The sequence below is a fragment of the Streptomyces sp. NPDC093795 genome (genome assembly GCF_044764665.1).
Classification (GTDB): Bacteria; Actinomycetota; Actinomycetes; order Streptomycetales; family Streptomycetaceae; genus Streptomyces.
The window spans coordinates 352,434-375,460 of the sequence record NZ_JBIWIO010000002.1 but is presented as its reverse complement, the minus strand read 5'-3'; the positions used below and the strand labels follow the sequence as shown (position 1 = coordinate 375,460).

Sequence of the window (23,027 nt, the reverse complement as noted above, 5' to 3'; positions counted from 1 at the left end):
TCTTCACCTTGTGTGAGGCTGGTGCCCGTATAGCGGACATCTGTTCCCTGTGAGCGGTGTGCCCACCCAGACTGTGGCGCGTTCCCCGTCTCAGCCAATGAACAGGGCGGCCCATGTCCCGGACCACCGCGCCCGAGCCCGTCGACCGCAAGGACGACGTGGCGAACTCCTCGAACGGCCCCTCGAACGGCCTCTCGCACGGCCTCAAGCAGCGCCATCTCTCGATGATCGCCCTCGGCGGAGTCATCGGCGCCGGACTCTTCGTCGGCTCCGGCGCCGGCATCGCCGTCGCGGGACCCTCGATCGTGATCGCGTACGCCATCTCCGGCATCCTCGTGATGCTGGTGATGCGCATGCTCGGCGAGATGTCCGCGGCGAACCCGGCCTCCGGCTCCTTCTCCGTCCACGCCGAGCGGGCCCTCGGCCCCTGGGCGGGCTTCACCGCCGGGTGGGCCTTCTGGTTCCTGCTCTGCGTCGCCGTCGGCCTCGAGGGCATCGGCGCGGCGAAGATCATGACGGGCTGGTTCCCCGGCAGCCCCGAGTGGGCCTGGGTCGCGCTCTTCATGCTGGTCTTCTGCGCCACCAACCTGGCGGCCGTGAAGAACTTCGGCGAGTTCGAGTTCTGGTTCGCCGCGCTCAAGGTCGGCGCGATCGTCCTCTTCCTCGGCATCGGCGTGCTCGCCATCGCCGGAGTCCTGCCCGGCACGGACGCCCCCGGCACCGCGAACCTCACCGGCGACGGCGGTTTCTTCCCGAACGGCTCCGAGGGCCTGATCGTGGGCCTGCTCGCCTCCGTCTTCGCGTACGGCGGTCTGGAGACGGTCACCATCGCCGCCGCCGAGTCGGAGCACCCGGTGCAGGGCGTCGCCAAGGCCGTGCGGACGGCGATGTGGCGGATCGCGCTCTTCTACATCGGTTCGATGGCGGTCATCGTCACCCTCGTGCCGTGGGACGACAAGACGGTCGTCGAGAAGGGCCCGTACGTCGCCACCCTCGACCACCTGGGCATCCCGGCGGCCGGCGAGATCATGAACGTGGTCGTGCTCGTCGCCCTGCTGTCGGCGATGAACGCCAACATCTACGGCGCTTCCCGCATGGCCGGCTCGCTCGTCGCACGCGGCCAGGGCCCGAAGGCGCTCGGCCGCACCTACGGCGGGGTCCCCCGCGCGGCGGTACTCGTCTCCTCCGTCTTCGGCTTCGCCTGTGTGCTGCTCAGCTACTGGCGTCCCGACGACATCTTCATCTGGCTGCTCAACACGATCGGCGCGATCATCCTGGTCGTCTGGTTCTTCATCGCCGCCTCCCAGCTGGTGCTGCGCCGCCGCACCGAGCGCGAGGCGCCCGAGAAGCTCGTCGTGCGGATGTGGGCCTTCCCGGTGCTGACCTGGGTGGCGCTCGCCGGCATGGCGGCGATCTTCGTCCTGATGGCCCGCGAGGAGGGCACGCGGGTGCAGCTGTACTCGACGGGTGGCCTGACGCTGCTGCTCGCCGTCGTCGGCTACGTACGCCAGAGGACGGCGGAGAAGGCGGCGGAGAACGCGACGGAGAAGGCGACGGCCGGCCCTTCCTGACACCCCCTCCGCTCCCGCTTCCCCGAAACCCCCGGACCGCCGCTCGGTCCGGGGGTTTCGTCCGTCCGCAGGAGGGCCGGGGCGGGACGCGGGACCTAGGACGAAGGGCTGATCAACTACGACGTGCACCTACTGTTAGCCTGCACTTGCATATGGGTTGCAATAAGCAGGAGCCGTTGAAGGAGCCGGGCATGGCGATCTACACACTTCCGGAGCTGCCGTACGACTACGCGGCGCTGGAGCCGGTGATCAATCCGCAGATCATCGAGCTGCACCACGACAAGCACCACGCCGCGTACGTCAAGGGAGCCAACGACACCCTGGAGCAGCTGGAGGAGGCCCGCGACAAGGACCAGTGGGGCGCGATCAACGGCCTGGAGAAGAGCCTGGCCTTCCACCTCTCCGGCCACATCCTCCACTCCATCTACTGGAACAACATGGACAGCCCGAAGGGCGGGGGAGGCGGCGAGCCGCTGGCCGCCGACGGCGTCGGTGACCTCGCGGACGCGATCACCGAGTCCTTCGGCTCCTTCGCGAAGTTCAAGGCCCAGCTGACGAAGGCCGCCGCGACCACCCAGGGCTCCGGCTGGGGTGTCCTCGCGTACGAGCCGATCAGCGGCCGCCTCATCGTCGAGCAGGTCTACGACCACCAGGGCAACGTCGGCCAGGGCTCCGTCCCGGTCCTGGTCTTCGACGCCTGGGAGCACGCCTTCTACCTCCAGTACAAGAACCAGAAGGTCGACTTCATCGAGGCCATGTGGCAGGTCGTCAACTGGCAGGACGTGAGCAAGCGCTACCACGCCGCCAAGGCCTCGGTCCCGCTGATCTCCTTCTGACCGGCTGCACCACCCAGTCGTCCTGCTCGTGATCGTCTTCTCAACCTTCACGTGTGGGCGGAATGACGAAGAACCCCCGTGATGACGTGAATCACGGGGGTTCTTCTGTGCTGCCGGGGCGGACTACTCGAAGCTGGGCGCCGCCGTCCGGGTGCGCTTGATCTCGTAGAAGCCCGGCGTCGACGCCACGAGCAGCGTGCCGTCCCACAGCCGGGCCGCCGCCTCGCCGCGCGGGGTCGGCGTGACGACGGGACCGAAGAAGGCGACCTCGTCGCCCTCGGGGCCCGGGACCGCGATGACCGGGGTGCCGACGTCCTGGCCGACCTTGTCTATGCCCTCCTTGTGGGAGGAGCGCAGCTCCGCGTCATACGTGTCCTTGTCGGCGTAGTCCGCGAGGTCCTCGGGCAGGCCGACGTCCGTCAGGGCCGCGACGATCGCCTCGCGGGTCGGGCCCTCGCCGTCGTTGTGGAAGCGGGTACCGAGCGCGGTGTAGAGCTTGCCGACGACCTCGTCGCCGTGCAGCTGCTGGGCGGCTATGACGACCCGGACCGGGCCCCACGCCTTGGTCTCCAGCATCTCGCGGTACTCCTCCGGGAGCTCGTCGAGCCGGTTCTCGTTGAGCACGGCCAGGCTCATGACCTTCCAGCTGACGTCGACCGGCCGTACCTTCTCGACCTCCAGCATCCAGCGGGAGGTCATCCAGGCCCACGGGCACAGCGGGTCGAAGAAGAACTCGGCGGTGGTCCTGCTCTCGGACATGTCACTCCTCGGTACGGCCGTCGGAAGGTGGTGCGTCGGAAGGTGGTGCGCCGAAAGGAGCCAACGCCACGGGCCGGTGACCGCATTCCCGTGCGCCGGGTGACAGTGGCACATGGGAGGATCGGTGCTGTTTCGAACGCGCCACGAAGGAGTGACCGTGCCCGGTGAGAATCTGTCCCGCGACGAGGCCCACGAGCGGGCGGACCTGCTGTCCGTCGACGGGTACGAGGTCGTCCTCGACCTGCGGTCGGCGGTCGGCGACTGTGCCGAGGCGGTCCGCACGTTCCGTTCGGAGACGACGATCCGCTTCCGCCGCACCGGCGAGGGCACGAGCACGTTCGTCGACCTGATCGCCCCGGCCGTCGACGCGGTCACGCTCAACGGGCGCTCCCTGGACCCGGCGGTCGTCTTCGACGGCTCGCGGATCGCGCTCGACGGCCTCGCCGACGAGAACACGCTCGTGGTGGACGCGCGCTGCGCCTACAGCCGGACCGGCGAGGGCATGCACCGCTTCGTCGACCCGGAGGACGGCGAGGTCTACCTCTACACGCAGTACGAGCCGGCCGACGCCCGCCGGGTGTACGCCAACTTCGAGCAGCCCGACCTCAAGGCCCCGTACCGCTTCTCGGTGACCGCGCCCGAGGGCTGGACGGTCTGGTCGAACGGCGCGGGCGAGCGGGACGCCGAGGGCGTGTGGCGGTTCGCGGAGACGGCGCCGATCTCCACGTACATCACCTGTGTCGTGGCGGGGCCGTACCACTACGTGACGGACACCTACAAGCGGACGCTGGCCGACGGGACCGACCTGGAGATCCCGCTCGGCGCGATGTGCCGCAAGGGCCTCGCCCGGCACTTCGACGCGGCCGACGTCTTCCTGATCACCAAGCAGGGCTTCGACTTCTTCCACGACAACTTCGACTACCCGTACCCCTTCGGGAAGTACGACCAGGCCTTCGTCCCCGAGTACAACCTCGGCGCGATGGAGAACCCGGGCATGGTGACCTTCCGCGAGGAGTACATCTACCGGGGCAAGGTGACCCAGGCCGCCTACGAGAGCCGGGCCAACGTCATCCTGCACGAGATGGCCCACATGTGGTTCGGCGACCTCGTCACCATGGTGTGGTGGGACGACCTGTGGCTGAAGGAGTCCTTCGCCGACTTCATGGGCTCCTTCGCGAACGCCGAGGCGACCCGCTTCACCAACAGCTGGGTGACCTTCGCCAACAACCGCAAGGCCTGGGCGTACCGCGCCGACCAGCTGCCGTCCACGCACCCGATCACGGCCGACATCCGTGACCTGGAGGACGCCAAGCTGAACTTCGACGGCATCACGTACGCCAAGGGCGCCTCGGTGCTCAAGCAGCTCGTGGCGTACGCCGGCCGGGACGCGTTCATGGAGGGCGCGCGCCGCTACTTCAAGCGCCACGCCTACGGGAACACGCGGCTCGGGGACCTCCTCACCATCCTGGAGGACACCTCGGGCCGCGACATGAAGGCCTGGGCGAAGTCCTGGCTCCAGACCTCCGGGGTGAACACCCTGACGCCCGCCGTCACCTACGACGCGGAGGGCCGGATCACCGAGCTCGCCGTCGTCCAGGAGGGCGCCGAGCTCCGCCCGCACCGGGCCGCCGTCGGCCTCTACCGGCTCTCCGGCGGGGAGCTCGTCCGGTACGCGCGGACCGAGGCCGACATCACCGGTGCCCGGACCGTCGTCACCGAACTCGCGGGCGAGGAGAGGCCCGACCTCGTCCTCGTCAACGACGACGACCTCACCTACTGCAAGATCCGCTTCGACGAGGGCTCGCTCGCCACCCTGCGGGCACACCTCGGTGACATCACCGACCCGCTGGCCCGTGCCCTGTGCTGGTCGGCGCTGTGGAACCTGACCCGCGACGGGCTGATGCCCGCCCGGGACTTCGTCGCCGTGGCGCTCGCCTTCGCGGGCCGCGAGACCGACATCGGCGTCCTCCAGATGGTGCACGCCTGGACGAAGTCGGCCGTCACCCTGTACGCGGCTCCCGAGTGGCGCGAGCGGGGCGGGCGGCTGCTCGCCGAGGGCGGGCTGCGCGAGCTGCGCGTCGCCGAGCCGGGCAGCGAACACCAGCTGACGTGGGCGCGGTTCCTCGCGGCGACGGCCTCCGACGACGCCGACTTCCAGCTCCTCGAAGGGCTGCTCGACGGTACGGCGCGGATCGACGGGCTCGACGTCGACCAGGAGCTGCGCTGGGCGCTGCTCTCCGCGCTCGCGGCGCACGGCCGGGCGGACGAGGACCGGATCGGTGCGGAGCTGGCCCGGGACGACACGGCGACGGGCAAGCGCCACCAGGTCCGGCTGCTGGCCTCGCGGCCTTCGGCGGCCGTCAAGGCGCAGGCGTGGGCGCAGGTCGTCGAGTCGGACACCCTGTCGAACGCGCTGGTGGAGGCGACGATCGCGGGCTTCACGCAGCCCTCGCAGCGTGAACTGATCGCCCCGTACGCGGAGAAGTACTTCGCGGCGATCGAGCGGCTGTGGGCGGCGCGGTCCATCCAGATCGGCATCCATGTCGTCCGGGGGCTGTTCCCGGGACTCCAGGACGACGAGGCGACGCTGACCGCGACGGACGCCTGGCTTGCGGCCCACGAGTCGGCGGCGCCGGCGCTGCGACGCCTTGTCCTGGAGGCGCGGGACGACCTGGCGCGGGCGCTGCGCGCGCAGGCGTGCGACCGGTTGGCGGCGTAGCTCTTCCCTGATGGGGGTCGTGCGCCTCGGCGCGCGGCCCCCATCGGTGTGCGTGCCGCGACACCCTGCGGCGCGGCCCCTTCATCGGCAGTCGAACGTGCGTACTTTAGGGCGGGCTTGTCCCTGATTGTCGACGAGCGTGTAACAGGGGTTAGGGGAGCCTTCGGAAGCGGAAGACCCCCGGCATGAACCACAACACCCCCATCACCCCCCGCCCCCTCCCCCTCGCCTCCCGCACCGGCCGCCCCGAACGCCTGGCGGCCGCCGACCAGTTGAGGGCGCTCGGCATCCCGGCCGGTGAGGTCGCCGCGCGCTGCCGGCCCGGCGGCTGGCAGCAGCTGCTGCCCGGCGTCTTCCTGCTCCAGCCCGGCCCGCCCACCAGCGAGGACCGGCTCCGCGCCGCGCTCCTCTACGCCCGCAGGACCGGGGCGGTCCCCGCGCAGGGGCCGGACGCGATGATCACCGGACTCGCCGCGCTGACCCTGCACCGCTTCTCCTCCGCTCCCCCGCTCACCACCCTGGACCGGATCGACGTCCTGGTGCCCCGCACCCGGCGGCTGCGCTCCACCGGTTGGGTGCGGGTGGTGCGCGCCGCCCCCGAGTCGCCGGAGCCGGTGGAGCTGACCGGGGTGCCCGTCGCGCCGGTCGCCCGCGCCGTCGCCGACGCGGTGTCGGGGCTCTCGGACGCGGAGACGGTACGCCGGCTGCTCACCGAGGCGGTCCGCGGCGGGCACTGCGAACCGGGTGCGGTGGTACGCGAGTTGAGCCGCGCCCGGCTGCTCACCCGTCCGCACGTGGTGGACGCGGTGGACGCGCTGCTCGCCGAGGGGCGGTCGCTCTCCGAGGAGCGCCTGTACGAGATGGTGCGGGAGTTCGCCCTGCCGGACCCGCTGTGGAACGTGGACCTGCGGCTGCCGGGCGGCCCGCACCTGGGCGGGGTGGACGCCTACTGGCCCGACCAGGCCGTCGCCGTCGAGCTGGACACCCGGGCCCCGCGGCAGGACGACGACGCGCTCTGGTCCGAGTACACCCGCAAGCGGGAGCATCTGGAGCGGCTCGGCATCACGGTCGTCCATCTCACCCCGCGCAAACTGCGCGAGGCGATGGACCAGCAGGCCACCGTGGTCCGTACGGCCCTGATGGCCGCGTCCGGCCGGCAGCCCGCCGCGTATGTCGTCGTCCTGCCGCGGTGAGGGGCCGGGGTGCGGGTCAGCCCTTGGGCGTGACGCCGCAGAACTCGGCCTCCACGACGGACGAGGAGTCGCCCGTCCAGTCGGCGTTGAGGTTCAGGGCGAGCGAGTGACGGCCGTCCTTGGTGACCGCGGCCTCGGAGGCGGAGCCGTGGATGCCGCCGCCGTGGCCCCAGACCTCCTTGCCGCAGCTCAGCTTGACCTGCATCAGGCCGAGGCCGTACCGGATGGAGGGGCCCATGCGGTCGGACGTGACGGTGGTGGTGAGCTCCCGCTGCTCGGCCTTCGGCAGCAGCCGGCCCCCGAGCAGGGCGCGGTAGAAGGTCTGGAGGTCCTTCGAGTCGGAGATCATCTCGCCGGCCGCGTAGGCGATGGTGGGGCTGAGTTCGCTGACGTCGTGGACCGGCGCCTCCGGGCCGCCGGAGAGCTTGGACCAGGCGGGGGAGCTCGGGGCGGGCATCGTGACGTCGGTGCCGGGGACGCTGGTGGCGCGGAGCTTGAGCGGCTTGATGATGCGGTTCTCGACCGCCTTGCCGTAGGGGCGTCCGGTGACCTTCTCGATCACCAGGCCGGCGAGGACGTAGTTGGTGTTGGAGTAGTTCCAGTCGGTGCCGGGGGCGAAGTCCGGCTCGTGGGTCATGGCGATGGCGACGAGCTGGCGCGGGGTCCACCGGTCGTAGCGGTGCTCCAGGAAGGCCGGGCCGAAGACCTTCTCCTGGAAGCCGGGGTCGGCGGTGACGCTGTAGATGCCGCTGGTGTGGTTGAGCAGCTGGCGGAGGGTGATCTTCCGGCCGTCGTGGCCGTTGCCCCTGACGACGCCGGGCAGCCACTTCTCGACCGGGTCGTCGAGGTCGAGGCGGCCCTCGGCCTGGAGCTGGAGGAGGACGGTGGCGGTGAAGGTCTTGGTGATGGAACCGACCCGGTAGCGGTCGTCGCCCTTGCGGTCGCCCGCGGTGCCGGTCCAGCGGCCGTGCCCGTCGCGGGCCCCGGCGACGACACCGGGCACGCCGGCGTCGACCGCGGCCTGGAGCGCCTGCTGGGTGGCCGCGTGGTCCCGCTTCACCGGTGCGGGTGCCGCGAGGGCGGGGGTGGCGAGCGCCGTGGCGGTGAGTCCCGCGACCAGGGCGGTGGCGAGGACGGTACGGGTCGTGCGTACGGCTGACATGCGGGCTCCCCTGTGATTCTGCTGTGCGTGCTGCGGTCGGCGGGGAGGACCACGGGGTCGGCGGGATGGTTGAGCGAGAGGGGAACGGTTGAGCGCTTTTCAGCCTTCCGACAGAGGGGTCAGCCGTTCGCCGGATCGGCGAGCCGGGAGCGGCCGACCGGGGGCCGTTCGCGCCACAGGTCGAGGCCGATGTCGACGAGTTCGACCCGGGGCAGGCCGGGTACGGCGTCGAGCGGATGCCAGGCCGGGGGTCCCCCCAGGCCCCCGGGCCTAGGGGGAGAGGTCGGTGGAGCCGCCCGTCTCGTTGCGCAGCGCACCGCCGGTGACCTGGGCCTCGTAGATGATCCGCAGGCCCTGGAAGTCCCCGGGGCCCGCGAGGCGGCGCAGCCAGCCGCGCCGGATGGAGTCGATCCCACCTGGCCGTCCCGTACGCACACGGCGTAGGCCGCCACCCTCAACTCCTGCTTCATGAGGAGAGGTTAGAACCAGTAGGCGGGGTACGTCCGGCCCGTGGCGCGGGCGGATCCGAGGCCGACAACGACCAGGAGGAGGGAGGCGAGGGCGAGTAGGCCGAGAAACGACCAGAGCGGCGGGGACTGGAGGGCGACGATCACGGCGGTCGCGGCGGCGGGCGAGTGCGGGGTACGGGCCAGCATCATCACGCCGAGGGCGAGGCCGCCCGCGACGGCGGCGCCCCAGAGGCCGGGGCCCGCCACGGCGAGGACGGCGAAGCCGGTGAGGGCGGAGAGCAGCTGGCCGCCGACGACCGAGCGCGGCTGGGACAGCGGGAGGTCGGGGGCGCCCGCCACGAGCGCCATGCTCGCCGCGAGCGGCGGGATGAGCAGGGGCTGGTCGAGCACGGTGCCGACGGCGACCAGGAGCAGGAGCGCGGCGACACTGCCGGCGGTGGAGGCGAGCAGGATCCGGGGGCGGGGGCGCGGGGGCGGGCCGGGGCGGGGGGTGGCGGGGACGGAGGCGGCGGGAGCGGAGGCGGCGGGGGCGGGGGCGGCTTCGGTGGTGGCGGTTCCGGTGGTGGTCATGGGCGGTCCTCGGGGTCGCGGTGGTGCGGGTGGGGGCGGGCCTGGCGCGGGGGCGCGTTCGGGTTGTGCCCACCCGTTCCGCCCCAGCGGAACGAATGCCCACAACCAGGGAGGTGGTGGATCTAACCTTTTAGATAGACTTTAGAGGTTAGATGAGGCGGGGGTCAACCGCTCACGTACCCTTGAAGGGTTAGTCCACGAGGAGGGTTCCGTCATGACCGCCATCGATCCACGACCGCTCACCGGCGAACCCGTCTCCCTCGACCTCCTCAACACCCGGTGGAACGAGGAGGGCGTGCGTCAGGACCTGCTCACCGGGGTCGAGGGGCTCGCCGTCTGGCTCGCCGCCAACGGCCTCGACCGGCGGTTCGCCGCCGACGCCCCCACCCTGCGCCACACCCTCACCGCCCGGGACGCGCTCGCCGCGCTCGTCGACCACCCCGGCGATCCCGCCGCCACCGCCCGTGTCGACGCCGTCCTCGACCACGGCCGCATCCGGGCCACCCTCACCGCCGAGGGCCCCGGGGAACGGGCCGAGTTCGCGGATCCCGCCCGGGGCCCCGGCTGGACCGCCGCCCGCGACTACCTCGACCTGCTGCGCACCGCGCCCGACCGGATCCGGGCCTGCGCGCACGAGGCGTGCATCCTGCACTTCTTCGACACCTCGCGGAACGGCACCCGCCGCTGGTGCTCGATGGCGGCCTGCGGCAACCGGGCCAAGGCCTCGCGCCACTACGCCCGCACGAAGGACAACTGACGCCCCGCCCACTCGCCCCGGTTGAGGACCCTTTGTCCTCGATGGCGTGTCGTCCGCAGTGGCGGATGTACGCCATCGACGCATTCCGTCACCTGCCAACCCTCCACAAATCCCTGTCGGTTACGAAAGGCTGAGCGGTCATCCGGTACCGAAATCCGGACCCTCTCTTTCATAACCAGGGATGTACATGACCCCCCAGAGCTCCATACCCGGGCGCTCGCCCTCCGGGAGACGCGCGGCCCGCATCGCGGCCGCCGCAGGACTCGTCGCCGCGCTCGTCGCGGCCGGAGCCGCCCCGGTCCTGGCCGTCGACGACCCGGCGACCACTCCCCCGGTGAAGGCAAGCGAACCTACCGACAAGCTCGGCGCCACCGACGCCCAGCGCCTCACCGAGGCCGAGGTGAGCGGCGACAAGAACGTCACGATCCTCGTCGCCACCGCCCCCGGCGCCACCGAGCAGGTCGCCGACCAGCTCGACGCCGTCGCGGGCGCCTCCGTCGGCAAGCAGCAGGACGCGCTCGGCTACGTCCGCGCGACCCTGCCGACCGCCAAGGCCGAGGCGGCCATCAAGGCCGCGGCGAAGCTCTCCTCCGTCCAGTCGATCGACCTCCAGGCCGAGATCAAGCTGGACGACCCGACCCCGGACGCCGGCGCGACGACCGGCGCCGTCGAGGGCACGACCGTCACCACGACGTACCCGGCCCCGGGCAGGAACACCCCGGCGAAGAACCCGTACAACCCCTCCCACGAGACGGGCGCGGTCGAGTTCGTCGAGGACCACCCGCGGGCCGACGGCCGCGGCGTGACCATCGGCGTCCTCGACTCCGGTGTCGACCTGGGCCACCCGGCGCTGCGGAAGACCACCACCGGCGAGCGCAAGATCGTCGACTGGGTCACCGCCACCGACCCGCTGACCGAGGGCGACGCCACCTGGCGCGCCCAGATCACCCCGGTCACGGGCCCCGTCTTCACCGCGGCCACCCAGAGCTGGAAGGCGCCCGAGGGCTCCTACCAGTGGAGCCGCTTCAGCGAGTCGATCACCGCGGGCGGCGACCCGGCCGGTGACATCAACCGCGACGGCGACACCACCGACGTCTTCGGCATGCTGTACGACCCGGCCGCCGGCACCGTCCGCGTGGACGCCGACCAGAACAACGACTTCACGGACAACGCGCCGATGAAGCCGTACAAGGACGGGTACCAGATCGGCTACTTCGGTACCGACAACCCGGCCACCGAGGTCGTCGAGAAGACGCCGTTCGTCGTCGAGATCCGCAAGGACGTCGCGATGGACCCGCTGGGCGGGACCTGGGTCGGCCAGAAGCGCGACTTCGTCAACATCGGCATCGTCGAGTCCTCCCACGGCACCCACGTCGCCGGCATCACCGCCGCCCACGGCCTCTTCGGCGGCCGGATGAACGGCGCGGCGCCCGGCGCGAAGATCGTCTCCTCGCGCGCGTGCACCTGGACCGGCGGCTGCACCAACACCGCTCTCACCGAGGGCATGACGGACCTCGTCGTCAACCGCGGCGTCGACATCGTCAACATGTCGATCGGCGGCCTGCCCGCGCAGAACGACGGCGACAACGTCCGCTCGCGCCTCTACACCCGTCTGATCGACCAGTACGGCGTGCAGCTGATCATCTCGGCCGGCAACTCCGGCCCGGGCATCAACACGATCGGCGACCCCGGCCTGGCCGACAAGGTCGTCTCGGTCGGCGCGGCGATCTCGAAGTCGACCTGGGCCGCCAACTACGGCTCGGCCGTCTCCAAGTCGTACGCCATGTTCCCCTTCTCCTCGCGCGGCCCGCGTGAGGACGGCGGCTTCACCCCGACCATCACCGGTCCGGGCTCGGCCGTGAACACCATCCCGACCTGGCTGGCCGGCGCCGGCGTCGCCGAGTCCGGCTACGCGCTGCCCGCCGGTTACGGGATGCTCAACGGCACCTCGATGTCCTCCCCGCAGGTCGCGGGCGCGAGCGCGCTGCTGCTCTCCGCCGCGAAGCAGAGGGGCATCGAGCTCTCCCCGCTCACCCTGCGCACCGCGCTCACCTCGACCGCCAAGCCGATCTCCGGTGTCAAGGCGCACGAGCAGGGCTCGGGTCTGATCGACATCGACGAGGCCTGGGACTCGATCAAGGACGGCGCGACCGCCCACGACTACAAGGTCGAGGCCCCGGTCGACACCGCGATCTTCCCGGCCCCGCACACCGGCACCGGTGTGTACGACCGTGAGGGCGGCCTCAAGGTCGGCCAGAAGAAGGTCTACGACGTCACCGTCACGCGTACGAGCGGCCCGGACCGTGCCATCGAGCACGAGCTGGACCTCAAGTACAACGACGGCACCTTCCGCATCCTCGGCGACGACGAGATCGACCTGCCGCTGAACAAGCCGGTCACCGTCAAGGTCCAGGCCCGGCCGACCACCGCCGGCGTGCACAGCGTGATCCTGGAGGCCGACGACGAGCGCACCGAGGGCGTGGACAAGCAGATCCTCGCCACCTCGGTCGTCGCGAGCGACCTGGTCGCGCCCGGCTACGGCTTCTCCGCCGCCGGCACCGTCCAGCGCAACAGCCACACGTCGTACTTCGTGACCGTGCCGGAGGGCGCCAAGACCCTCGAGGTCGCCATCGGCGGTCTGAAGGAGAAGAGCCAGACCCGGTTCATCGCGATCCACCCGTACGGCGTGGCCATCGAGTCCACCGCGTCCACCGCGTGCTACCCGCACTACAACCCGGCGAACACCTGCCGCCCGGACCTGCGGTCGTACCCGAACCCGACGCCGGGCGTCTGGGAGATCGAGGTCGAGTCGCGCCGCACCTCGCCCGACCTGGACAACCCGTTCACGCTGGACGCCAAGGTGCTCGGCGCCGACTTCGACCCGGCCGTCCAGACCGTCGCCGAGGCGAAGGTCGGCACCCCGGCCGCCGTCGAGTGGACCGTCACCAACAAGTTCGCCGGCATCGACGGCAAGCTGAAGGGCGGCTCGCTGGGCTCGGCCAAGGTCGAGACCCCGACCATCCAGCACCACGAGCAGCAGACGAAGACCGTCACCGTCGGTGAGGGCGTCGAGCGGCTCGACATCGCGATCGGCAACACGTCCGACAAGGCCGCCGACCTCGACCTCACCGTCCTCCTGAACGGCAAGCAGGTCGGCCAGGCGGCGGACGGTGACTCGGAGGAGTCCGTCTCCCTCGTGAAGCCGGCCGCGGGCACGTACACCGTCGTCATCGACGGCTACGCGGTCCACGCCGAGGGCGGCACGACCTACGACTACAAGGACGTGTACTACTCCGCCGCGCTCGGCAGCGTCCAGGTCGACAACGCCACGACCTACCCGCTGGCCCACGGCGCGAGCGCCAAGGTCACGGCCCACGTCCTGGTCGCCGGCGCGGCCCCCGAGGGCCGCCAGTTCTTCGGCGAGGTCCAGCTGCTCAACGCCCGCGGCACCGTCGCGGGCTCCGGCAGCGTCCTGATCGGCAGCGTCACCCCGTAACACCGCGAGACAGTGAGGGGCGGGCACCGGAACCGGTGCCCGCCCCTCTCCCGTTCTTCCGCGCGCCGGTCAGCCGGGGTGCGAGCAGTCGACTCCGGCGGACCCCGGAAGCGCCTTCTCCACCCATGCGCGTCCGTACTCCAGATCGTCACGCCCAGCTCCGACGTCCGTGCCGAGATTCCCGGGCGGGCGGTCCCCCTCCCGGTAGGTGAGCGGCCCCTCTCCGGGGAAGCGCGAGACGATGACGAGCATGCGCGTGCCCACCCGGAAGTAGGGATCGGCGGACTCTTCGGCAGGGGCGTCCCCGGCCGTGAAGACGAGCCGGGGCTCCCCGGCCGCCGTCCCCGCCGTCCTGGCCTCCTTGTACCTCCGCTCCACGCTCAGGGTGACGCGGACCCCCTGGTCCCCGCCCAGCCGCTCGACCCGGGCCACCGTTCCCTCGGCGATGTCCGTGGCACACGCGACCAGGCCCTCCGCGGTGAGCGCCGCGCTCCCCATCCCCCCGTCCAGCTCCCCGTTGTGGGCCACGAGGTACGACCCCCCGGTCCCCAGAAGGCCCAGCACGGCCACCGCCGCGACCGCGGCGAGCACCCGCCGCGGAGCACGCCGGCGGCGGGGGCCGGGCGCCGTGGGCGGGGGCGGCTCGGGGGCGGGTCCGGCCACCGCCGTGGCGATGAGCGCCAGCTGCTCGCGCAGGGTCTCCACGTCGGCCAGCGCCGCCCGCACGTCGGGATCCCCCTCGGCCCACTCGGGCAGCGGCCCGTCGGACACCGCCAGTCGTACCGGGTCCCGCTCGTCCCTCTCCACCCTCACACCACCTCGTCCGTGTGCAGCCGGGCGCGCAGCGCGCGCACGGCGGCGTGCAGCCGGCTCTTGACCGTTCCCTCGGGGATCTCCAGCGCCTCCGCGATCTCGGCCACCGGCAGGTCGGCGTAGAAGCGCAGCACCACGACCTGCCGCTGCGGCAGGGGCAGCGCGTCGAGCCCCTGCGCGACCGACAGCGTCAGGACCCGGGCCTCCTCGACGCCGGGCTGCTCCGTGCCCCACGGCCGCAGCGCGGTGAGCCGCTCGTCGAGCCGCTCCCGGCGGCGCCGGTCCCGGTGCCAGTCCACGGCGATGTTCGAGGCCACCACCGCGCACCAGGCGGCGGTGGACCGCAGGGGCTCCCGTCCCTTCGCCCGGGACTCCAGGAGCTTCAGCCGCACCTGCTGCACGCCGTCCTGGAGCTCCGCGTGCGGCACCCCGCCCAGTGCCAGGACCGCTCTCACCCGGTCCACGAGGGCCGCGTCCAGCGGATCGTCCGCCGCATCGTCCGCCGCCGGGCGCCGGGCCTTCCTCACTACCGCCACCGTGCCTCCTTCCCTTCCGCGTCCCCCCTGTGACGCGGAAGCGGCACGAAACGTTCGATCCGGCCTCCGTCCCACGTCCCGACCTGTGGACAATGGATTGGACAAGGCGCCCCGGGACATACGCATCATGGACCGGCAGCACCCTGCACATACGTACGGAGGAGTCCCCGTGAAGGTCGGAATCGTCGGAGCCACCGGTCAGGTCGGCACAGTCATGCGCAGCATCCTGGCCGAGCGGAACTTCCCCCTCGACGAGCTGCGGCTCTTCGCCTCCGCCCGTTCCGCCGGCACCGTCGTGGACGGCGTCACGGTCGAGGACGCCTCCACCGCCGACTACACCGGCCTGGACATCGTGCTCTTCTCCGCCGGCGGCGCCACCTCCAAGGCCCTCGCCGAGAAGGTCGCCTCCCAGGGCGCCGTCGTGATCGACAACTCCTCCGCCTGGCGCCGTGACCCCGAGGTCCCGCTGGTCGTCTCCGAGGTCAACCCGCACGCGATCAAGGACCGCCCCAAGGGCATCATCGCCAACCCGAACTGCACCACGATGGCCGCCATGCCGGTCCTCAAGCCGCTCCACCAGGAGGCCGGCCTCACCGCGCTGATCGCCACCACCTACCAGGCCGTCTCCGGCTCGGGCGTGGCCGGTGTCGCCGAGCTGCGCACCCAGGCGTGTGCCGTGGCCGAGACCGCCGACCAGCTGGCGTTCGACGGCGGGGCCGTCGAGTTCCCCGAGCCCGCCGTCTACAAGCGCCCGATCGCGTTCAACGTGGTCCCGCTGGCCGGTTCGATCGTCGACGACGGCTCCTTCGAGACCGACGAGGAGCAGAAGCTCCGCAACGAGTCCCGCAAGATCCTGGAGATCCCCGGGCTCAAGGTCTCCGGCACCTGCGTGCGCGTCCCGGTCTTCTCCGGCCACTCCCTCCAGGTCAACGTCCGCTTCGAGCGTCCGATCAGCGTCGAGCGCGCCTACGAGCTGCTCGAGGACGCCGAGGGCGTCGTGCTCTCCGAGATCCCGACCCCGCTCCAGGCCGCCGGCAAGGACGCCTCGTACGTCGGCCGCATCCGCGTGGACGAGACCGTCGACAACGGCCTCGCGCTCTTCCTCTCCAACGACAACCTGCGCAAGGGCGCGGCCCTGAACGCCGTGCAGATCGCGGAGCTGGTCGCGGCCGAGCTCAAGGGCTGACACCGGCCGGTCCGTACGACCCCCAGGAGGGGCGGCACCCGTTACGGGCGCCGCCCCTCCTTCGTTCGGGCAGGCCGGGGAAATGTGCCGTGCGCCACGACGGCGGCCCGTGGAAGGATGGGCCAAACGTCACGAAACCTAGGAGTTGACCGGGTGCCTGGCACGAACCTGACCCGTGAAGAGGCTCAGCAGCGGGCGGCGCTGCTGACCGTGGACGCGTACGAGGTCGAACTCGACCTCTCCGGTGCGCAGGAGGGCGGCACCTACCGGTCCGTCACCACCGTCCGCTTCGATTCCGCCGAGGCCGGCGCCTCGACCTTCATCGACCTCGTCGCGCCCGCCGTCCACGAGGCCGTCCTGAACGGGCACTCGCTGGACGTCGCCGCCGTCTTCCGTGACTCGCGGATCGCGCTGGCCCACCTCAGGGAGGGCCGCAACGAGCTCAAGGTCGTCGCCGACTGCGCGTACACCAACACCGGTGAGGGCCTGCACCGCTTCGTCGACCCGGTCGACGACCAGGCCTATCTGTACACGCAGTTCGAGGTCCCGGACGCGCGCCGCGTCTTCGCCTCGTTCGAGCAGCCCGACCTGAAGGCGACCTTCCAGTTCACCGTGAAGGCGCCGGCGGGGTGGAAGGTCATCTCCAACAGCCCCACCCCGGAGCCGAAGGATGACGTGTGGGTCTTCGAGCCCACGCCCCGCATCTCCACGTACATCACCGCGCTGATCGTCGGCCCGTACCACTCGGTGCACTCGGCGTACGAGAAGGACGGCCAGACCGTCCCGCTGGGCATCTACTGCCGGCCGTCGCTCGCCGAGTTCCTCGACGCCGACCACATCTTCGACGTCACGCGGCAGGGCTTCGACTGGTTCCAGGAGAAGTTCGCGTACGACTACCCGTTCGCGAAGTACGACCAGCTCTTCGTGCCGGAGTTCAACGCGGGCGCGATGGAGAACGCGGGCGCGGTCACCATCCGCGACCAGTACGTGTTCCGCTCGAAGGTGACGGACGCGGCGTACGAGCGGCGTGCCGAGACGATCCTGCACGAGCTCGCCCACATGTGGTTCGGCGACCTCGTCACCATGGAGTGGTGGAACGACTTGTGGCTGAACGAGTCGTTCGCCACCTACACCTCCGTCGCCTGCCAGGCGTCGGTGCCCGGCACCCGTTGGCCGAACGCCTGGACGACCTTCGCCAACGCGGAGAAGACCTGGGCCTACCGCCAGGACCAGCTGCCGTCGACGCACCCGATCATGGCCGAGATCAACGACCTGGAGGACGTGCTCGTCAACTTCGACGGGATCACGTACGCCAAGGGCGCGAGCGTCCTGAAGCAGCTCGTCGCCTACGTAGGCCAGGACGAGTTCTTCAAGGGTGTGCAGGCCTACTTCCAGGCGCACGCCTTCGGCAACACCCGCCTCTCCGACCTGCTCGGCGCGCTTGAGGAGACCTCCGGGCGCGACCTCAGGACCTGGTCGAAGGCGTGGCTGGAGACGGCCGGCATCAACATCCTCCGCCCGGAGATCGAGACCGACGACAGCGGTGTCATCACCTCCTTCGCCGTCCGGCAGGAGGCCCCCGCGCTGCCCGCCGGCGCCAAGGGCGAGGCCGTGCTGCGACCGCACCGGATCGCGATCGGCTTCTACGACCTGGACGAGGCCGGCAAGCTGGTCCGCACCGAGCGCCTCGAACTCGACCTCGCGGCCGCCGAGCTGACCGCGGTGCCGAAGCTGGAGGGCAAGGCCCGTCCGGCGGTCGTCCTCCTCAACGACGACGACCTGTCGTACGCCAAGGTCCGCCTCGACGAGGTGTCCCTCGCCAACGTCACCTCGCACCTCGGTGACTTCGCCGAGTCGCTGCCGCGTGCCCTGTGCTGGGCCTCGGCCTGGGACATGACCCGCGACGGCGAACTGGCCACCCGCGACTACCTGGAGCTCGTCCTCTCCGGTGTCGCCAAGGAGTCCGACATCGGCGTGGTGCAGTCGCTCCAGGGCCAGGTCAAGGCGGCCATCGACCTGTACGCGGCGCCGGAGTGGCGGGAGGCCGGCCTCACCCGCTGGACCGAGGCCACGCTCGCGCACCTCCAGGCGGCCGAGCCGGGCAGCGACCACCAGCTTGCGTGGGCGCGGGCCTTCGCCTCGACCGCCCGCACCCCGCAGCAGCTCGACCTGCTCGCCGCGCTCCTGGAGGGCCGCGAGTCGATCGAGGGCCTGGCCGTCGACACCGAGCTGCGCTGGGCGTTCGTCCACCGGCTCGCGGCGACCGGTGTCTACGACGAGCCGGAGATCGCCGGCGAACTGGAGCGCGACCGCACGGCGGCGGGCGAGCGGCACGCGGCGACCGCGCGCGCGGCCCGTCCGTCGGAGGCGGCGAAGGCGGAGGCCTGGGCCTCGGTCGTCGAGGACGACAAGCTGGCGAACGCCGTGCAGGAGGCCGTCATCAGCGGCTTCGTGCAGTCCGACCAGCGTGAGCTGCTCGCCCCGTACACGGCGAAGTACTTCGCGTCGATCAAGGGTGTGGCGGAGACCCGCAGCCACGAGATGATCCAGCAGATCGTGGTCGGTCTCTACCCGACGCTCCAGGTCTCGCAGGAGACCCTGGACGCGACGGACGCGTGGATCGCCGAGCACGACCCGGCGCCGGCGCTGCGACGCCTGGTGACGGAGTGCCGCGCGGGCGTCGAGCGCGCGCTCAGGGCCCGGGCGGCGGACGCGGCCGCGGCGGTCTGATCCCGCCGAACCAGGTACGGAGAAGGGGCGCCTCCCCCGTGGGGCGCCCCTTCGCCGTGCCTGAGGTCCGCCCGGCGGGCGGGCGTCGGTGCGCTGCCGCTGCCGCCGGGCGGAAGTCCTTCGCCCGGTGTCAGCCGCCGAGCGTCGTGAACCGGGCGCGCAGGTCGGCCGCGCCCTGGTCCGTCAGGGTGCCGTGGAGCCGCATCCGGGCGACGCCGCCGTCGGGGAAGGCGTCGAGGCGGACGTGGGTGACGACGGCCTGGGCGGGGAGCTTGAAGCGGTGGAGGGTGTCGGGCTGGAGCTTGGTCCTGGGGATGATCTCGAACCATTCGCCGGCCTCGCCGTTACGGCCCTGGAGGGCGATCCAGCCCGCCGAGTTGCCCTTCAGATAGGCGGTGTCGATCTCCACGGCGCGGACGGCGCCCTGCGCGGCGAGCCGGAACCGCACCCAGTCGTTGGTGCCGCGCACCCGGCGGCGGCGGTTCTCCCAGCCGTCGTCCATCTTGCGGGAGGTGCCGGGCAGGATGATCTGGGTCGGCGAGGAGTAGAACCTGTCCGATGCGTCCTCGTACGAGCCTCCGTTGAGTACGGAGATCAGGTCGAGGGTGCCGAGCAGCTGGAGCCACTCGGGGTCGGGCACGACCTCGCCGTGGACGCGGAGGCGGGCGATGCCTCCGTCGGGGTGCTGGCAGACCCGGACGTGGGTGAAGCGGCGTTCGGCGGTGATCGTGAAGCCGTTGGCGGCGTGGCCTCGGACCGGCGTCGGCGGGACCAGCTCCTCCCACTTGGCGTCGAGCAGCTCCTCGGGGCTGGGCGTGCCCTCCACGGAGGTGGCCTGGATGCTCACCCGCTGCGGGTAGTTGCCCCGGAAGTGGGCGGTGTCGACGACGATGCCCCGGATCACACCGGGGGCGCCGAGCCTGACGATCGCCCAGTCGTGGTCCTCGGGGGCGGGGAAGACGTTCTCGGCGTCGGCGCCACGGCGGCGCCGGGTCTCCCAGCCGTCCATGATCTTGCCCTTGTGGCCGAAGTGCTCGGGGTCGAAGACGGCCCGCTCGCGGACGAGGAGGTTCTCCCGCTCCGCGAAGAACTCGTCGTTCGCGGCGACGACACCGGCGCCGAGGCGGCGGTCGGCGAGGTCGACAAGATCGGTGAAGGGGAAGTCACCGGTGCGGTAGTCGGCGTACGGGTCGCCTCCGGAGTACGGGGCGGCGTCGTTGGCGTGCGGGTCGGCGTTCTCGTCGAAGCTCATGGAGCGAGCCTCCTCCCGTCCGGCCTCCCGGGTCCATCGAATGTTTTCGACAGGTCTGTTCAGCCCTGCTGAACGGTTTCGCGAGCCGCCGCCGCCTGCCTCAGCGCGGTCAGGACGCGTGCCACCGCCGGGCCCTCCTCCGCCCCGCGCCGTACCGCCGCGACGACATGGCGGCGCGGCTGGTCGGCGGAGAGGACGCGCATGACGACCCCGGTGCCGCCGCGGCGTTCCGCGGAGGCCATGCGGGGGACGAGGGCGATGCCCATCCCCGCCTCGACCATGGCGAGGATCGCGGTCCAGCCGGAGGCGCTGTGGGCCTGCTCGGGCACGAAGCCGGCGGCCTCGCAGGCGGCCGTGGTGATCTCGGACCAGGGCCCCGAACCGCCGAAGATCCACGGCTCGGCCGCGAGGTCCGCGAGGCGGAGTCCGGGGGCGTCGGCGCGGGGGTGCCCGGCGGGCAGCGCGACGTCGAGCGGATCGGCGAGCAGCGGCACCCGGCTGAACTTGGGGTCGCGCGCGGAGGGCGCGTGGGCGGCGAGCGAGAGCGCCAGGTCGACCTCGCCGGCCGAGAGCAGCTCGTACGCCTCCGCCGCCTCGGCCTCCCGGATCCGGACGTCGAGCCCCGGGTGCGCGGTCCGCAACTGCCGTACGGCGGGCACGAGAAGCGCGGGCACCGACGTCGAGAACGCCGCCACCCGCACCTGTCCCGCCTCGCCCCGCAGATAGCCGTCGAGTTCGGCGTCGGCGCGCTCCAGCTGGGCGAAGACCACCTCCGCGTGCCGCAGCACCAGATGGGCGGCGTCGGTGAGGCGGACCCGGCGGCCCTGGGCCTCCAGGAGCCGTACGCCGAGCTGTTTCGCGAGGTTGGTGAGCTGCTGCGACACGGCCGAGGGGGTCATGAGCAGCGCCTCCGCGGTCGCGGTGACGGTGCCGCGGTCGCGGAGGGTGCGGAGGATCTGGAGCTTCTTGATGTCCCACTCGGTCATGGGCCGCAACCTATCCGGCCTTCCGCGCCCCGGTGGCGGAGGCCAGCGCGACCCCGCCGAGGATGAGCGCCATGCACGCGACGCCGAGGACTCCGAGCCGTTCGCCGAGGAGCGCGTACGACAGGAGGGCGACGCAGACGGGCTGGAGGTAGTAGACGACGCCCGCGCGTGCCGCGCCGATGAGGGCGATCGCCTTGTTCCAGGCGAAGAAGGCGACGGCGGAGGAGAGGACCCCGACGTACAGGAGGGGGCCGACGGTCGCGGCGCCGACGGTGAAGCCGCCCTGGACGGCGACGGACACGGCGTACGCGGGCGCGAGCATCAGCGCGCCGAGCAGGAAGGTGGTGAAGAGGAAGGCGAGTCCGTCGATCTCGGCGGGCTTGCGCTTGAGCAGCGCGCTGTACGAGGCGAAGGACAGGGCCGCGGCGAACATCCACAGGTCGCCGGCGGAGAGGTCCACGGCGAGCGAGCCCTTTCCGACGAGCAGGAGCACTCCGAGGGCGGCGGTCAGCATCCCGAGGACGCGGCGGGCGCCGAGGCGTTCGCCGCCGAGCCGGGCGTAGACCGTCATGATCACCGGCGACGCGGCCATGATCATGCCCATGTTGGAGGCGGAGGTGGTCAGTCCTGCCTGGTGCACGAGGGTGTTGTAGAGGGCGACGCCGAACAGCGAGGCGAGGGCCACGAAGCCGAGGTGACGGCGGATCGTCCGCCACTGGCGCAGGAACGGGCGGGCGGCGAACGGCGCGACGGCGAGCAGCGCGATGATCCAGCGCCAGAAGACGGCCTGGACGGGCGGGACGGTGTCGGCCATGTCGCGGGTGGCGACGAAGCTGCCGGACCAGACGACGGTGGCGAGCAGGGCGAGGAGCACGCCGAGGCCGGCGCCCCGTGCGAGCTTCCTCGCGGGCGCCGGCTTCTCGGTGACGGTCGTGGTGACAGTGGTCGGGGTGGTGGTAGTGGGGGTGGTCGGGTGGCGGGGGGCGGTGATCAGGTTCATGCCGCCTACCGTCGCACTCCCGAAACCTCCAGGTCCATCGAAACTTTGTGACCATTCCGTTCAGTTGAGTTGAACGGTCCTTCGCCGGCCGGAGCGAGCTTCTTCGGGGTACGGGGTGCCAGCTGGCCCGCCAGGGTGGCGCCGAAGGCGATGACCATGCCGAGCACCTGCACCGGGCCGAGCGCCTGACCGAGCGCCACCCAGCCGATGATCGCGGCGGTGATCGGCGACAGCGGGCCGAGGAGGGTGACCGAGGAGGCGCTGAGCCGCTCGATGCCGCGGAACCAGAGGAAGTAGGAGATCGCGGTGTTGCCGAGGGCGAGGTAGGCGTAGCCGGCCAGGTTCGTGCCGGTGAGGGCGGGCGGGGCCCCCTCGATCAGGAAGGCGATCGGCAGGATGAACAGGCCGCCCGCGGTGAGCTGCCAACCGGTGAGCGCGAGGGCTCCGACGCCTTCCGGGCGACCCCAGCGCTTGGTGAGGACGACGCCCACCGACATCGACAGGGCGGAGAGCAGCCCGGCGACCACTCCGACGAGGTCGAGCGCGGCCCCGGCCTTGAGGACCACGAGACTGACGCCGAAGGCGGCGGCGACGGCCGTGACCAGGGACTTCACGGTGGGCTTGTCGCCCAGGAAGAGGGCGGCGAGGCCGACGACGAAGAGCGGGCCGACGGAGCCGACGACGGCGGCGACCCCGCCGGGGAGGCGGTAGGCGGCGAGGAAGAGCAGCGGGAAGAAGGCGCCGATGTTGAGCGCGCCGAGGACGGCGGACTTCCACCACCAGGCGCCCCTCGGGAGCTTGCGGGTGAGGGCGAGGAGCAGGAGTCCGGCGGGCAGGGCGCGCATGAGGCCGGTGAAGAGCGGCCGGTCGGGCGGCAGGAACTCCGTGGTGACGAAGTAGGTGGAGCCCCAGGAGATCGGGGCGAGGGCGGTGAGCGCGACGACGGCTGCCTTGCGGGACATGACTGGTTCCCCCTCGATGCGGATGCCGG

18 protein-coding genes are annotated in these 23,027 nt (G+C 71.6%); 8 read left to right on the top strand and 10 right to left on the bottom strand.

The genetic code is table 11. The annotated features are described in order from the left end of the window. The first annotated feature begins 113 nt into the window (after nt 1-113). Both ACIRB7_RS06715 and ACIRB7_RS06710 read left to right on the top strand, forming a co-directional pair. Nucleotides 114-1,571: an amino acid permease gene (locus ACIRB7_RS06715; protein WP_403593325.1), complete on the top strand. Its 1,458-nt coding sequence runs from the start codon at nt 114-116 to the stop codon at nt 1,569-1,571. Nucleotides 1,572-1,762: 191 nt separating this feature from the next. Next, nucleotides 1,763-2,407 (top strand): superoxide dismutase, encoded by a 645-nt coding sequence (locus ACIRB7_RS06710; protein ID WP_403593322.1) that lies wholly within the window; start codon nt 1,763-1,765, stop codon nt 2,405-2,407. 123 nt (nt 2,408-2,530) lie between these two features. On the opposite strand, the gene ACIRB7_RS06705 is transcribed toward ACIRB7_RS06710, so the two are convergent. Further along, the gene (locus tag ACIRB7_RS06705) at nt 2,531-3,166 is read right to left on the bottom strand and encodes a DsbA family protein (protein WP_403593320.1); all 636 of its coding nucleotides are present in this window, start codon (nt 3,164-3,166) and stop codon (nt 2,531-2,533) included. 157 nt (nt 3,167-3,323) lie between these two features. Between ACIRB7_RS06705 and pepN (ACIRB7_RS06700) the strand changes: the two genes are divergently transcribed. Then, on the top strand, nt 3,324-5,885 hold the full coding sequence (gene pepN, locus ACIRB7_RS06700; protein WP_403593314.1) for an aminopeptidase N: 2,562 nt from the start codon (nt 3,324-3,326) through the stop codon (nt 5,883-5,885). 185 nt (nt 5,886-6,070) lie between these two features. After that, nucleotides 6,071-7,078, top strand: coding sequence for a hypothetical protein (locus ACIRB7_RS06695; protein ID WP_403593311.1), 1,008 nt, complete (start codon nt 6,071-6,073; stop codon nt 7,076-7,078). Between the two features lie 16 nt (nt 7,079-7,094). On the opposite strand, the gene ACIRB7_RS06690 is transcribed toward ACIRB7_RS06695, so the two are convergent. From ACIRB7_RS06690 to ACIRB7_RS06680, 3 genes are all read right to left on the bottom strand, one after another. Next, nucleotides 7,095-8,240: a serine hydrolase domain-containing protein gene (locus ACIRB7_RS06690; protein WP_403593308.1), complete on the bottom strand. Its 1,146-nt coding sequence runs from the start codon at nt 8,238-8,240 to the stop codon at nt 7,095-7,097. Between the two features lie 270 nt (nt 8,241-8,510). Next, complete coding sequence (locus ACIRB7_RS06685; protein WP_403593306.1) at nt 8,511-8,675, bottom strand: hypothetical protein; 165 nt, start codon at nt 8,673-8,675, stop codon at nt 8,511-8,513. Between the two features lie 44 nt (nt 8,676-8,719). Then, the gene (locus ACIRB7_RS06680) at nt 8,720-9,280 is read right to left on the bottom strand and encodes an HPP family protein (RefSeq protein WP_403593303.1); all 561 of its coding nucleotides are present in this window, start codon (nt 9,278-9,280) and stop codon (nt 8,720-8,722) included. A 214-nt stretch (nt 9,281-9,494) separates the two neighbouring features. On the opposite strand from ACIRB7_RS06680, the gene ACIRB7_RS06675 reads away from it, so the two are divergent. Beyond that, nucleotides 9,495-10,037, top strand: a complete 543-nt coding sequence (locus ACIRB7_RS06675) for a CGNR zinc finger domain-containing protein (protein WP_403593300.1) — start codon at nt 9,495-9,497, stop codon at nt 10,035-10,037. A 181-nt stretch (nt 10,038-10,218) separates the two neighbouring features. After that, complete coding sequence (locus tag ACIRB7_RS06670; RefSeq protein WP_403593297.1) at nt 10,219-13,533, top strand: S8 family serine peptidase; 3,315 nt, start codon at nt 10,219-10,221, stop codon at nt 13,531-13,533. 69 nt (nt 13,534-13,602) lie between these two features. Here ACIRB7_RS06670 and ACIRB7_RS06665 read toward each other — a convergent pair whose 3' ends face one another. Beyond that, nucleotides 13,603-14,340, bottom strand: a complete 738-nt coding sequence (locus tag ACIRB7_RS06665) for a hypothetical protein (protein ID WP_403593295.1) — start codon at nt 14,338-14,340, stop codon at nt 13,603-13,605. A 2-nt stretch (nt 14,341-14,342) separates the two neighbouring features. After that, nucleotides 14,343-14,882 carry an RNA polymerase sigma factor gene (locus ACIRB7_RS06660; RefSeq protein WP_403593292.1) on the bottom strand — a complete coding sequence of 180 codons (540 nt, stop codon included), beginning with the start codon at nt 14,880-14,882 and terminating at the stop codon, nt 14,343-14,345. 169 nt (nt 14,883-15,051) lie between these two features. On the opposite strand from ACIRB7_RS06660, the gene ACIRB7_RS06655 reads away from it, so the two are divergent. Further along, nucleotides 15,052-16,068, top strand: a complete 1,017-nt coding sequence (locus ACIRB7_RS06655) for an aspartate-semialdehyde dehydrogenase (protein WP_403593290.1) — start codon at nt 15,052-15,054, stop codon at nt 16,066-16,068. A gap of 153 nt (nt 16,069-16,221) precedes the next feature. Continuing rightward, nucleotides 16,222-18,798 carry an aminopeptidase N gene (gene pepN, locus ACIRB7_RS06650; RefSeq protein WP_403593287.1) on the top strand — a complete coding sequence of 859 codons (2,577 nt, stop codon included), beginning with the start codon at nt 16,222-16,224 and terminating at the stop codon, nt 18,796-18,798. Nucleotides 18,799-18,928: 130 nt separating this feature from the next. On the opposite strand, the gene alc is transcribed toward pepN (ACIRB7_RS06650), so the two are convergent. The 4 genes from alc to ACIRB7_RS06630 are packed head-to-tail and all read right to left on the bottom strand — an operon-like array spanning nt 18,929 to nt 22,998. Beyond that, a complete protein-coding gene (alc, locus tag ACIRB7_RS06645) occupies nt 18,929-20,050 on the bottom strand; it encodes an allantoicase (protein ID WP_403593284.1) in 1,122 nt (373 codons plus the stop codon). Between the two features lie 59 nt (nt 20,051-20,109). Beyond that, the gene (locus ACIRB7_RS06640) at nt 20,110-21,036 is read right to left on the bottom strand and encodes a LysR family transcriptional regulator (protein WP_403593281.1); all 927 of its coding nucleotides are present in this window, start codon (nt 21,034-21,036) and stop codon (nt 20,110-20,112) included. Nucleotides 21,037-21,046: 10 nt separating this feature from the next. Then, entirely contained in the window at nt 21,047-22,036 is a 990-nt protein-coding gene (locus ACIRB7_RS06635) for a DMT family transporter (RefSeq protein ID WP_403593278.1), read from the bottom strand. A gap of 5 nt (nt 22,037-22,041) precedes the next feature. Continuing rightward, nucleotides 22,042-22,998, bottom strand: a complete 957-nt coding sequence (locus ACIRB7_RS06630; protein WP_403593275.1) for an EamA family transporter — start codon at nt 22,996-22,998, stop codon at nt 22,042-22,044. Nucleotides 22,999-23,027: the final 29 nt, after the last annotated feature.